Below are 12,875 nucleotides of genomic sequence, written 5' to 3' on the forward strand. Positions count from 1 at the left end.
GATCAAGACCTGTCCCGCCAAATAGCGGAGAACGCCCGGAGCCTCAACTTCAGAAAGGGTCCCTTTAATTCCCTTTCTTCGTTTAGCTACGAAGGCGAGGACGTGATGAAGAGCTGGTAAAAAAGGCCATTCAGGGACATGCATAATTTGCGTTAATAAACTCTAATAATTATTCTTTTTGCCCCCCTTCGAGCATCTGCGTACGCGCAAGTTCTACCTATTTTCAATGACATGATGGTCTAAAGCTTTCAACTTATCAATATACAGCCAGCTATGCTATTCACTAAAATATACAAACCCCTTCTTTTTGCCACTGCTATCGCCTTGACTATTAGCTCTTGTAAGAAAGACAACCCTATCGAGGCCCCCGCTATCGATCAGGAACTCAATGAAGCATTGCAGGATCTATCTATGACCGGCGGATTGTCTTTCTTTCAGTTACCTTCCAATACGGATTATGACCAAATCCCGCAGGACCCCGCAAACCCTCTGACCGATGCCAAAGTAACGCTCGGTGAATTCCTGTACCATGAAACAGGCATTGCCCGGACCCCTCAGGATATAGCCGGGCTGGGTACTTATTCCTGCGCTTCCTGCCATTTTGCCTCAGCTGGCTTTCAGGCGGGCAGGCATCAGGGTATAGGTGAAGGTGGCCTGGGTTTTGGCCTGAATGGGGAAGGCCGTGACAATGACGAGAACTATAACGTGCTCAATGTCGATGTGCAGCCCGTGCGCAGCCCGACTACGCTCAACTCCGCGTACCAGATTGCAATGCTCTGGAATGGGCAGTTCGGTGCCAAAGGGGTCAATACAGGTACGGAGTACGCGTGGACCGCCGGCACCCCTAAGGAAACCAATCACCTGGGCTTCCATGGTGTCGAAACACAAGCAATTGCCGGCCTGTCGGTCCACAGGTTGCTGGAAGACACTTCAGATGTCTCAGACCTCGCTAATTATAAAGAACTTTTTGATGCGGCGTTTCCTGACCTGCCTGAGTCAGAACGTTACAGCCGCGTTCCCGCCGGTCTTGCCATAGCGGCCTACGAACGCACTTTGCTGGCCAATCAGGCCCCTTTCCAACGCTGGTTGCGGGGCGAAACCGAGGCTATGAACGCCCTCCAAAAAGAAGGAGCGCTTGTGTTTTTCGGCAAAGGGGAGTGTAGCAGCTGCCACACCGGCCCTGCCCTGAACAGCATGGAGTTCCACGCTATTGGGCTGGCAGACCTCATGGATTGCCCGGAAGAAGTCCTCCTGACTTCCGTAAATGCACCTGAGCACCTGGGCCGGGGTGGCTTTACCAACCGGGCGGAAGATATGTACAAATTCAAGGTGCCTCAACTGTATAACCTTAAAGACTCTCCCTTCTACGGGCACGGTGGCACCCTGCGCTCTGTCCGCGAAGTGGTCGAGTATAAAAACGAAGCTGTCCCTCAAAAAACGGATGTCCCGGCAGGACAGCTTTCTCATGAGTTTGTCCCGCTGGGGCTTACAGCTCAGGAGATTGATGCGTTGGTGGCCTTCATTGAAGATGCCCTTTACGACCCCAACCTGAGCCGCTACGTGCCGGAAACCCTGCCTTCAGGACAGTGCTTCCCGAATGCAGACTCTATGTCGCAGGATGATCTGGGATGTAACTAAGATAGCTTGTTGGGGTTTTACGGAACTAAGAGCGTGTTGGGACTTTTGTCTTCTAGTCGAAAACTAACAATTTTTTGGTTAGACGAGGCACGAAAACAGGAGTTTAGCCTTAGCTAAATGAGGATTTTCGGGACGAAGTATAAGCAAAAAAGTGTAGTTTGCAGGCCGATTACTAAAGTCCCAACACGCTCTAAAAAGCCCGATGGAATGCTCCATCGGGCTTTCTTGTAGTTTTCGGTCTCAGGGTTAATCAAATTTGATCCACCAGCCCTCCTTTTCTGTGGCTGCCCGCGTGTATGCTACCTGGTCAATCTGCTGCCCGCTCCCGTTTCTGAGGGTTATGGTTCCGCCCGCATTCAACAGTCGTACACGCCCCAGCCCAATCCGTACAACACTCCCGGCCTGTAGCGTATAAGTGGCCAGTTGGTCAGTATTCCCGTTTTGGTCCAGGATGGTCCAGCCTCCCAGTTCAACGGACTCATCCGACAGGTTAATCAGCATAAGTTTTTCGGCACCTGCTTCCGGCCCTTTGGGATTGACCAGGGCAGCGATAATTTGTATAGCACGCTCCCCCGGTTCGGGCTCATCAGGCTTCATATCCGCAGCAGGTTGTGCCTTTCGAACCGCTTTGGCAGCATTGATCCTTCCGTAGCCAAACCACTCAGAATACCCCTGTGCGTCGTAGCTCCCCTTTCGGAGCCCAAGGACCGGGTCCGGGCTTTCGTCCGTAATTTTATCCGTGGTGGCTTTTAGGATTTCAAGGATAGCTGCCGCGGAGCGCTGCGGATTGACGGACTTGATCAGGGCAGCCACTCCTGCGGCCAGAGGGCAGGCGCTGGAAGTCCCCCCAAAGTTGCCCGTAAACCGGCTGCCCGGAGCAAAGCCCAGCCCGGTATCTTCATTATCTGTAGTCCAAATCCCCCGGCCTGGTAAACGCTCCTGCTGATTGAGCGGGTTCCAGTTATCACTGGGTGCAGCAACCGTAATACCAGTTCCCCAATTGGAGTAGGCTGATTTGCGTGCCAGGCTCGTGGAGGCGGCTACTGCCACTACATCAGGGTGAGCAGCGTAGCCATTCAGTATAGGGCCCGTGGTGGTTTTCAGCCCCTGCGTGGGGTGCCGCCAGGTAAACCCGGTATTGTCCAAGTCTTTGATCGGCGCATTGTAGTTGCCTGCCGCAAAGAAAACCAGGCACCCGCGCCCATCGGGGCCGCCACTGCGGTGCAGGCGCTCCATCTGATTGCTCAGCAGCGAACTCAGAGGCGCATAGACCGGTACCGGGCCCCAACTACAGGAAATAACATGGGCATTCCGGCCCGCATAATCGAACAAATCAAACAACAGGTTATCATCCGCGCTCAGCGGGAAGCGGATGGGCAAAAAGCTGCAACCCGGTGCAGCGCCTACAATGCCCGTCCCGTTTTCTTCTCCAATGGCGACACCAGCACAGGGCGTACCATGAAAGTCACCACTTTCGCGCTCTGGCCCCGGGTAGCTGTCCCGGCCAGCATAGTCACGGGCACCCGTCACTTTTCCGGGCCCCGACAGGTCAGGGTGCGTAAGGTCAAATCCGTCATCAATAACGGCTACCGTTACGGCCCGGTCGCCGCGGCTTACCTTCCAGGCTTCTGTACAGTCCACCCCGGCTTCGGATACCAATTCCAGCCCGCTGCGCCGCTGCAGGTGCCATTGCTCCGCAAAAAGCGGGTCCGTAGGTTCATACTGAGGGGCAAAGCGATTGATCAAATTGGGCTCGGCGTACTCCAGCCGGCCATCTTCTACCAGGGCATTGCTCACCTTCAGCGGATTGCGGCCGGCGGCGTGCGTCACTTGTACCAGACAAACCTGCTGGTTTGGGTCAAAGCTTTTCAGATAGCGTAAGCCATGGCGATGCAGAATCTCCTCTTTTTCGCCGGTGCTAAGTTGGCTAGTAAACTTCAGAATGAGCTGATCAGTAAGGTAATAACGGGTCGCGGGGTCACCTGCAGGGCAGTAGGCATGGTGGCAAATCATGGGGCAGGTGCTGTGGTTGCGCATATCCGCCATGATTTCATCCCGTTGCCCGGCATCGGTTTCCACCTTGTAGACCTTGCCAAAAACATGACTAACCTGCCGGAAGCCGGGCTGTTGGGCCAGGGCTTCCCGGCTTGGAGTGTCTGGTAGTATGGCGGTAAAAAAATGGTCCGCACGTTCCAATTTTATACGCTCCGTGCCGCGGTACAGATAATAATCGAGGGCCATAGTGTGTTTTTATTAGAATGAATGCCCATAGGGCATATGCAATAATACGTTTTTTCACTGCAGCTGATCAAAAGGTTCCTATCAAATTCCCATTAAATGAAGCAGATCCTGTCTATACTAACCACTACCCTGTTCCTGAATTGCGCTATGCTGGTCACCCCGGCCGAGCCAGCTGCTTCCTCCGCCGATCCTATGCTAAAAGCAGTCAACGACCTGCGGGCCAGGGGCTGCCGCTGCGGGTCGGCGCAAATGCCGCCCGTGCCGCCACTAAGCTGGGACGACCGCCTTACAACAGCTGCTCAGCGGCACGCCGGAGATATGGCCCGGAGGGATTTCTTCAGCCATCAGGGGTCCGATGGCAGTACCTTTAGTAAGCGCGCCAGCGATGCCGGGTACCGGTGGCGGAACATCGGTGAGAATATTGCCTATAATTACCCTGATGCAGTGACGGTAGTACAAGGCTGGCAGGAAAGCCCCGCTCATTGCAAAAATATGATGTCAGCGGACTTCCGGCAGATGGGCGCTGCTGTTTACGGTGGTTATTGGGTACAGGTGCTGGGGCAGGAGTAACCCCTCTGCTTATCGGGGCAATTGAATGTAAAAAACCGTTCCTTTTCCTGGTTCGCTATCCACACGAATGGAGCCGCCGTGCTGCTCCACAATCCTATGGCAAATCGACAATCCGAGCCCTGACCCCTCTATATCTGCATGGTTGTGCAAACGAATAAAAGGTTTAAAGATTTTGGGTAGAAATGCCTGATCCATACCTATACCATTATCGGCGACACTGAACACCCAGGTGGCCTTCTCCTGCCGGGCCTCCACCCGAATCACTGGATCCTGACCGGAGCGGTACTTCAGGCTATTTTGGATGAAATTACTAAAGAGCTGATACAAGCGGCTGTAGTCTCCTTTGATAACAGGCAATTCGGAAAATATAACCCTGCCGTTGACGGCTGTAATTTCGCTGCGAAGCCCCCGTTCCACATCTTCAATCAGGCGCTGCGTATCAACATTCTGAAATATTGCAGGCCGCTCCCTGATACTGGCATCTGTAGACAGGTCTTTAATCAGTTGCTCCATTCTGCGAACAGCCTGTAATATAAAATCTACGTACTCCTCCTGAGATTCGGACAAAGGGTCAAGGCTTCTGAGGAGCAGCTGCATGAAGCTCATAATGTTGCGCAGAGGTGTTTTCAGGTCATGAGAAACAGCATGAGTATACTGCATTAGTTCCTGGTTCACTTTTCTCATTTCAGCCTGCTGTTCTTTGAGTTGGCGGGTCAGCCCGGTGACCTCCTCCAACGCAGCCCGTTGCGCCTTTAGCGAAAACAAAAGGTTCGAACTGTTATCATTAGAAGGAAAATCTGCGAGGCTGAGCTGTAGCTCATCCATATTTTCATCAGGGTTCAGCAGTAAACTTCCCATAAAGATGAGAGTTCGGTCATCTCCTCTAAAGGTGATAAACTCCCCTTTGAGCTGAGATTTTTTATCTTTAATATCAAATATGATTACCGCGCCAATTAAATCATAAAACGCCTCATGAGACAAATCCACCTCATATGGGAAACGTAACTGCAGTACATCACTTATAGGCAGGGGGGCACCATTCCAGTTGAGGACTTTAGCCAGGCTGTTGCCAATATTGACGAGAGTGTTGTGCTCATCCAATGCAAAGAAAAAAGGGAAAAAACGATTTAAAAACTTTATGCTTGCGACCATTTCACCTCAAAACCAGATTAACAACTCCTAAAAAATCTTCTCCACCCCCCCGTGCACCGGGACCATTCCACTCATTATAGCAAAACGTCGAAGTAGATGCTCTCCGGCGACATGATATAAACCTTTACTAATCATTTTCTTACACTTTAATGTCAATAATAAACTCTTCACAGATCGATTCTTTCTCACAGGGGCCTGTATGCCTTACTTCCAAAGGTGTATCAAAATATTGCCCCAGCCCTTGAAGCATGCCGGTGACAAAGGCCTCTAACCCTTGTCGTTCGCTTCGATAATACAGCTTGAGTTGATTGTCGCTTATACACTCACATCGGAAAGAAGGAGGCCGAAGCTCCGGGAAAATGTGGCTCATGCCGGCATGCATATGGTCCAGGTTAGACAGGAAGGTATACAGGTCTTTGCCCGCGAGTTTCAACATATCACCATATCCATGTACTGCGTTGTATTCTATCCAGTGGCGTCCAAATTCCATCAGCATATCAGGTATAGATTGCCCGGTGTAACTTGCTGCCTCAGCAACCATACGGTGGGTTAGCTCATCTGGGTAAGGCTCTAGATTGACGAAGATGTCATCTTCCAGTTTTATCCTTTTACAAATCGCCTGCCAGGCAGTTTCCCCGTAACGCTGAAAAATCGCATCCTTTATTACCTTGTTTACCAGTCCATACATACACATAAAAAAAGGTAAAATATATCAGAATGCCGAAACAATCAGCTACCCGATGGTGTAGCTCTGGCAGATTAATCAGATTGGCAGCTCTCCAATTTTTGCCACCAGCACCTTCGCATGAGCTTCCATCACCTCATGAGAAAGCCCTGCTGTATGGGGGGTGAGGATTACATTTGAAGCCTGCCGCAGATATTGAAAGGGAGCGGGCAGGGTGCTCAGCTCCAGAACATTGAAAGCCTGCTCTTCGTACTCCAGTACATCGAGCGCAGCGCCCAGCACTTTACCAGATTGCAACTGCCTGACCAGGGCTGCCGTATCCAGGATTAGCCCGCGGGCAGTGTTGAGCAGATAGTGTGGCTTGGCGAAACCCGTGAGCAGCTTTTCATCAATAAAGTAGTGGTTATCTACATCGTAGGGAATGTGCACGGTAACGATGTCAGCCTCTTTTTGTAACTCAGCCAGGCTGACTTCTTCCACCCCATCATTTCCGAATCCGCGCTTGAACTTATCATAAGCGATCACCCGGCAGCCGAAACCCGACAGGCGCTGAGCCACAGCCGATCCAATATTGCCATAACCAATAATGCCAACTGTACGATGCCGCAGCTCAAAGCTTTTATTGCTCTTGCGGTCCCAAATGCCCTGCTGTATTTCCTGGTGCGCTTTATTGATATGGTTGAGCAGCCCCAGCATCATACCCATGGTTTGTTCTGCAACGGTATCCCGGCTGCCCTCCGGTGAGTTTAGCACGGCAATGCCCCGACTTTCGGCGTAAGCCACATCCACGTGCTCCAGCCCGATGCCCATGCGGGCGATGAATCGCAGATTGGGGCAAGCCTCCAGAAAAGCGCGGTCCAGGGTAAATCGGCTTCGCAGGATGAGCCCCATTGCCTTCTGCAAATCTTCCCGCAGGCTTTCAAAGGATTCCGTATAAGCAGCACGCACTTCATAGCCCGCCTTGCTAAGCTGATCAGGTAAATAAGGGTGCGGTTTGTCCAAACAGATAATCAGACCGGTCGGCATTTGTAAAAAAAGCTTTAGATTGAGTGCAAACGAAAAACATGACAAAGGTATACTTTCTACTCGTACTGATATTAGGAATCAACGCTTGCACCATGAAAGAATCGTCTGATCAGTCCTCCGCTACTGAGGCCCCTTCTTCGGCCATGCTAATGATCGGCACCTACACTCAAAAGCTGGGGCACGTGAATGGCAAAGCAGCCGGGATTTACACCCTCGCTCCAGGCAGAGACAGCCTTTTTGCCCGTGCCCACACCACTACCGGTATTGAGAACCCTTCCTACCTCACCATGGATACGGCAGCCCGGCTGCTCTACGCCGTAAGCGAACTGGTGCCCGGTGGCTCCGACAGCAGTGGCTATGTTTACAGTTATAAAATAAGCCCGGAAGGCGCCCTGACCTTCCTGAACCGGCAACCCTCTTACGGCTTTGCGCCCTGCTACGTTAGCCTTAGCCCGGACGGGAAATACGTGATGGCTGCTAACTACGTGGGCGGGACCATAGCCGTTTATCCCCGAAAGGGGGATGGAAGCCTGGGCGAATCTTCTTACCAGCAAACCTTTACGGGTTCAGGCCCTCACCCCGAGCAGGAAGCTTCTCATCCGCATTGTATTGCCCCGGCGCCCAAAGCCCCCTGGGTCTACATCGCCGACAAGGGGACAGACCGGGTCATGGGCTTCCGGCTCACCACCGACGGGCAATTGCAGCCCACGGGGCAACAATTTATTCAGGTAGCGGCGGGGGCAGGGCCCCGGCACCTGGCCTTCCACCCCACCCTCCCGACGGTTTACCTCGTCAATGAGCTCAACGGCACCGTTGATGTCTTTTCCATGGATACCACAACCGGAGCGCTCTCTGCACTGCAAACACTGAGTACGCTTCCAGACGATTACGCGGGCTTCAATGCCTGTGCGGATATTCATGTCAGTCCGGATGGTCGGCACCTCTACGCTTCCAACCGCGGCCACAATAGCCTGGTCATCTATCGTATACAAACCCAAACCGGACAGCTCGAACGCCTGGGCTGGGAGCCTACTCAGGGCGATTTCCCCCGTAACTTTATGATTACAGAAGATGGCCGTCAGGTGTTGGTCGCCAATCAAAATACGGACAATATCATCTGCTTTGAGCGAAATGAAGAGCGTGGGCTCCTGAAAACAGCGGGTGTCATTCCGTGCCCCACACCAGTATGTATTAAAGCTATAAAACTATGAAAGGCAACGTTCCTTCGAAAAAGAAAGCCATGATTGGTGTAAAAGCCCCCTTACTGGCTTACCTGAGGAAGCACAACCGCACGGCTGTGCTCCCTATGCAATACCACGATTTGCTGCGTTACGAGTCTTCCATCCCGCTTCATGATCAGGCCGGGCATGATACCCTCTGGGAAACGGTCTACTATTCCCAATCTGATTTTGAGGATGTCAATCAGGCCATGAAGCTGATCTACGCATTGTTGAAGACAGACGGAGATGTGGAAGTACTCGACCACCTGACCGTAGCGCGCATCGATTATTGCACCTTTGGCAATACCAAACCGTTCCGGGTACGCATCATCAACCGGCTCAACGACAACTACGACCACTTCTACGTCAAAAAAGCAGATGCTTCCCGTATTTACGGCCTGGAGCTCGAGGGGCTGCTGTCTCCCAACCATGTGACTTACCTCATTGACGGGGGCACCCTCATTGAAGAGCATGTGGTGGGTATTCCGGGCGACGACTTCATGAAGCGCAATCTGGAAGAGACCACCTTCAACCAAATCCGTATCGCCAAAGAGTTCATCAAGTTTAATGAACGGTGCTTTGTACGCTTATTAGGCGATATGCGTGCGTACAATTATGTGATCGCCATTACGCCTGATATAGAAGGCTCGCAGTACCGCATGCGCCCTATTGATTTTGACCAGCAATCTTACGAAGGGCGTAAAGGCTTTTACCTGCCGCAGTACTTTCGGGAGAACGACCCTATCATCTATCTCGGCATGCAACACATGACGGCAGAGACCGTTAAGCAGTATCAGATGGAAGAGCGTAGCCTGATTGCAGGGCGGGTCAAGGCTTCTCAAAAGCACTTCAAAGCCCTGATGGATGTCATGGTCAGGGACGAAATCTCGACAACGGATAAGATCATGGAGCTGGCAGAAGGGCTGGCGCACCACCATAAGAACGCACGTTTTGAAGAATGCCGTACGATGGGCGAGGTTGTGCTGACCAACATTCAGTTGCTGCTGGAAAAGGACTTCAAGCAGAGTATCCTCTTGGGAAAAAAGCACTAAAAAACCTCCCTCCTGTGAATATCAGAGGAGAGAGGCTATCCCAAAAACCGATTATATATGTCAAAAATCAAAATTTATATTGAATAATAAAAATTTCTATCCGATTTTATCAGAATTTATTTCCACATCCACCAAATCTGAATGGGCATGGAAGGGCTGAACACGGCTGAAATCAAGCGCTACGCCCGGCATCTGGCAATACCTGGATTTGGGCCGGAAGGGCAAAGACGGCTGAAGCAGAGCCGGGTGCTGGTTATTGGTGCGGGCGGGCTGGGCAGCCCGGTTTTACTGTACCTGGCTGCTGCGGGTGTTGGGCACCTGCAGGTCGTTGATTTTGATATTGTGGAAGCAAGCAATCTGCAGCGGCAGGTGCTTTTCACCGAGGCAGACCTGGGCACTCCCAAAGCTGAAGCCGCTGCCCGCCATCTTACTGCGTTAAACCCGCACATCACAATCAGCCCGGTCCTCAAACCCTTCACCCGCGAAAATGCCCGGGCGCTGGTCCGGGGCGCCGACCTGGTCATAGATGGCACCGACAACTTCCCCACCCGCTACCTGAGCAATGATGCCTGTGTGCTGGAAAGCAAGCCGTTGGTCTATGGCAGTATTTATCGTTTCGAAGGGCAGGTTTCGGTCTTCAACCTGCTCCGGGAAGATGGCAGCCGTGGCCCCAATTACCGCGACCTGTTCCCCACTCCGCCTCCACCCGAGCTCGTACCCAACTGCGCTGAGGGGGGCGTGCTCGGTGTACTGCCCGGTATTATCGGTAGCCTACAGGCCAACGAAGCCATAAAAGTGCTGGCAAAAATCGGCGAACCTCTCGACGGAAAGCTATACCTGTTTGATGCGGCGACACTCTTTTCCCGTACCATCTCCATTGCCAAAAGCCCTGAACTGAAAATTGAAGGGCTAATAGACTACGAGCAGTTTTGTAACCCCGTACGCTCTGAGCCCATCCCCGTATTAACGGTACAAGAGCTGGATACATGGCGCCGAAATGGGCGAGCCCACCAACTGATTGATGTACGTGAGCCTTACGAATTCGAGATCGCTAACCTCGGCGGGCAACTGATCCCCTTATCGGTACTAGCCGGCCAAAAAGATGAATTGGCAAAAGACCGCCCGGTAGTCATTCACTGTCGTAGTGGGCAGCGGTCTGCCCGTGCGGTGCAGCAACTGCAAGAAGCAGGCCTTCATAATTTGTACAATCTGGAAGGTGGAATCCTAGCCTGGGCCGAGCAGATTGATCCGGCGCTTCCCACTTATTGATTAATCGTTGGTTTTAAGCTGATATTGTAGCCGTACCGCACCGTTGCCGTAAGACTGCACAGACTGAAGCGTAACTTCAGTCTCCGGGATACCGCCCGGGAACAAACGTATGCCTTCGCCCAGAAAAATCGGCATTACAAAAAGCGTGAACGTATCTACCAGCCGCTCCTGCATCAGAGCTTTGATGACCTGTGCACCGCCATCACAGTAAATGTCCTTTCCCGGTTGAGTTTTAAGTTGCCGGGCCAGCTCTACCACATCCCCCTTATGGAACGTGATGCCGGGTTGATCCGGCATGTCCCGGCGGGTAACTACATAGCAATACTTGTATTGCTCGGCTGCGGGAAAGTTACCGGCGATTTTCATCACGACATCGTAGGTTCGGCGCCCAACGAGGTAAGTATCAACGGAAGCAGAAAATTCGGCATGTCCAAAGTCCTCGCCTTCATAGCGGGACAGGAAACTCAGGTCGTCATCGGGCCCGGCGATGTAGCCGTCGAGACTCGTAGCTATGAATAGTTTTATTTTTCGCATGGTTTTTTCTTGTAAAGAAAAGCCGGAAGGCTAGACTTGAATTGTATAAATGTTACCTCAACTTAGAATTTTGTGACCTAAATTGACTGGGCGTATGCCCACTAAACTGTTTAAACGTCCGGATAAAGTGAGCCTGATCAAAAAAAACGATCTGAACCCTACTTCGGTTAGGGTCGCTTCAGGGTTTTGGTTTAAATGACGCGTCGCTAAGAGATACCAGGTACCCCTCCCGTTCTGCATTGTACACCCTTTGTCCTTCAATATCAAAAACTTCACCGAAGTTAAAAATGAGCTCCGGGTGAAGTAACGGTATTGAAGACTGGTGCAGGGCGAGCCCTTCTCCCTTTCCTATCCACAAACTACTGAGGTACAACCCTAATTCAGGGGGAAGGTGAATAACCTGATGTACCATTCGCTAATCCATTAATTCCCGAACAGCACCTTCCACCTCGAGAAGCAAGTCAGGGCCGTAAGCTTTGGCAGGGGTCTGAAAGCCTGGCTTTGCCTGGCCGTTGAGCACCCGCTCTGCAATCATCACGCTGGTGATGGCAGTAAGTGCGTAGCCTTCCGGCATAATAGAGCGGGCGGTACGCGTCTCTCCTTTATCGTTCGTCACCCGGCCCCAAACCAGGCTACGGCCACTCTTGCGCTGCGCTGCAGACGGGCCAGCGGGGCCGCTTAATACCCGCTTTTTGGCGCGTGCTTTTACAAAAGGCAGGCGGAGCAACCAGCCGAAGTACTTCTGTAGTTTTACGTAGCGGTAGGTACTGGGGTGCACTGCGGTATAGGTTTCAATATTAGGAATGCCGGATGAGTAGTAGGCGGTGGATACATCGCCCCAGGGTATAGTCATGACAAAGCGCTTGAAATCATCAGCAAACTCGACAGTCATGGATTTATGCCCGATGGGCACTTTAGTGATTTTACCGTTTTGGCGAACCGCACTGCTCTCCCCCAGGTTCTCCGCCATCGTCATAGCGGTGCCTCTGGAAAACCGGGTGCCCTGAGAAGCGAAAGCCAGCTGAAGGTGGGTGGCATCCGGCAGCTGACCCTTTAAAAAGACCGCCATGCAATCCGTGGGGACGACGTCGAAGCCGGTACCAGGCATGATCATAATTTCCGCTTTAGCTGCTTTTTCGCCTAAAGCCGCCCCTGTCTCGAAAACGGGTATTTCTCCGGTGATATCCAGGTAGTGGGTGCGGCTGCGCAGGCAGGCCTCCATCATCGGCCGGGCTGTATAAATGAAAGGACCAGCGGCATGCAGGACCAGCGTACAGTCTCCAATCTGTGCGGCAATGCTTTCTGCATCATCCAGTGAAAAAATCTGATAATCCAGTCCAAGTTCTTTAGCAAGAGGCTGCACTTTGGCTTCGGTACGGCCAGCAAGAATGGGGGTTAAACCCTGCTCTATGGCCCGACGGGCAATGAGTTCGCCGGTATAGCCATTGGCTCCGTAAATCATCCATTTCTTGTCCATCGGTCAGGGTT

General features: G+C 52.2%; 11 protein-coding genes. 5 read left to right on the plus strand and 6 right to left on the minus strand.

Features of this window, described 5'->3' with window-relative positions:
- Positions 1 to 273: 273 nt before the first annotated feature.
- Positions 274 to 1,638, plus strand: coding sequence for a cytochrome-c peroxidase (locus tag RIC19_RS08995; RefSeq protein ID WP_350177972.1), 1,365 nt, complete (start codon positions 274 to 276; stop codon positions 1,636 to 1,638).
- Positions 1,639 to 1,884: 246 nt separating this feature from the next.
- On the opposite strand, the gene RIC19_RS09000 is transcribed toward RIC19_RS08995, so the two are convergent.
- Entirely contained in the window at positions 1,885 to 3,879 is a 1,995-nt protein-coding gene (locus tag RIC19_RS09000) for a S8 family serine peptidase (RefSeq protein ID WP_350177973.1), read from the minus strand.
- A 96-nt stretch (positions 3,880 to 3,975) separates the two neighbouring features.
- Here RIC19_RS09000 and RIC19_RS09005 point away from each other — a divergent pair, with 96 nt between their 5' ends.
- Positions 3,976 to 4,449 carry a CAP domain-containing protein gene (locus RIC19_RS09005; RefSeq protein ID WP_350177974.1) on the plus strand — a complete coding sequence of 158 codons (474 nt, stop codon included), beginning with the start codon at positions 3,976 to 3,978 and terminating at the stop codon, positions 4,447 to 4,449.
- 9 nt (positions 4,450 to 4,458) lie between these two features.
- Here the strand turns inward: RIC19_RS09005 and RIC19_RS09010 are convergent, their stop codons facing one another.
- The 3 genes from RIC19_RS09010 to RIC19_RS09020 form a co-directional block, all read right to left on the minus strand.
- Positions 4,459 to 5,601: a sensor histidine kinase gene (locus RIC19_RS09010; protein ID WP_350177975.1), complete on the minus strand. Its 1,143-nt coding sequence runs from the start codon at positions 5,599 to 5,601 to the stop codon at positions 4,459 to 4,461.
- A gap of 139 nt (positions 5,602 to 5,740) precedes the next feature.
- Positions 5,741 to 6,289 (minus strand): heme NO-binding domain-containing protein, encoded by a 549-nt coding sequence (locus RIC19_RS09015; RefSeq protein WP_350177976.1) that lies wholly within the window; start codon positions 6,287 to 6,289, stop codon positions 5,741 to 5,743.
- Between the two features lie 75 nt (positions 6,290 to 6,364).
- On the minus strand, positions 6,365 to 7,312 hold the full coding sequence (locus tag RIC19_RS09020; RefSeq protein WP_350177977.1) for an NAD(P)-dependent oxidoreductase: 948 nt from the start codon (positions 7,310 to 7,312) through the stop codon (positions 6,365 to 6,367).
- 38 nt (positions 7,313 to 7,350) lie between these two features.
- On the opposite strand from RIC19_RS09020, the gene RIC19_RS09025 reads away from it, so the two are divergent.
- From RIC19_RS09025 to moeB, 3 genes are all read left to right on the plus strand, one after another.
- A complete protein-coding gene (locus RIC19_RS09025) occupies positions 7,351 to 8,523 on the plus strand; it encodes a lactonase family protein (RefSeq protein ID WP_350177978.1) in 1,173 nt (390 codons plus the stop codon).
- A complete protein-coding gene (locus RIC19_RS09030; RefSeq protein ID WP_350177979.1) occupies positions 8,520 to 9,584 on the plus strand; it encodes a hypothetical protein in 1,065 nt (354 codons plus the stop codon). Before RIC19_RS09025 ends, RIC19_RS09030 begins: the two co-directional genes overlap by 4 nt.
- A gap of 147 nt (positions 9,585 to 9,731) precedes the next feature.
- Positions 9,732 to 10,853 (plus strand): molybdopterin-synthase adenylyltransferase MoeB, encoded by a 1,122-nt coding sequence (gene moeB / locus RIC19_RS09035; protein WP_350177980.1) that lies wholly within the window; start codon positions 9,732 to 9,734, stop codon positions 10,851 to 10,853.
- On the opposite strand, the gene RIC19_RS09040 is transcribed toward moeB, so the two are convergent.
- Together RIC19_RS09040 and RIC19_RS09045 are read right to left on the minus strand one after the other, a co-directional pair.
- Positions 10,854 to 11,387, minus strand: a complete 534-nt coding sequence (locus RIC19_RS09040) for a dihydrofolate reductase family protein (protein ID WP_350177981.1) — start codon at positions 11,385 to 11,387, stop codon at positions 10,854 to 10,856.
- A gap of 415 nt (positions 11,388 to 11,802) precedes the next feature.
- Positions 11,803 to 12,864 (minus strand): saccharopine dehydrogenase family protein, encoded by a 1,062-nt coding sequence (locus RIC19_RS09045; protein ID WP_350177982.1) that lies wholly within the window; start codon positions 12,862 to 12,864, stop codon positions 11,803 to 11,805.
- Between the last annotated feature and the right edge of the window lie 11 nt (positions 12,865 to 12,875).

It is taken from the genome of Phaeodactylibacter sp., from assembly GCF_040219495.1.
Lineage (GTDB): Bacteria > Bacteroidota > Bacteroidia > Chitinophagales > Saprospiraceae > Phaeodactylibacter.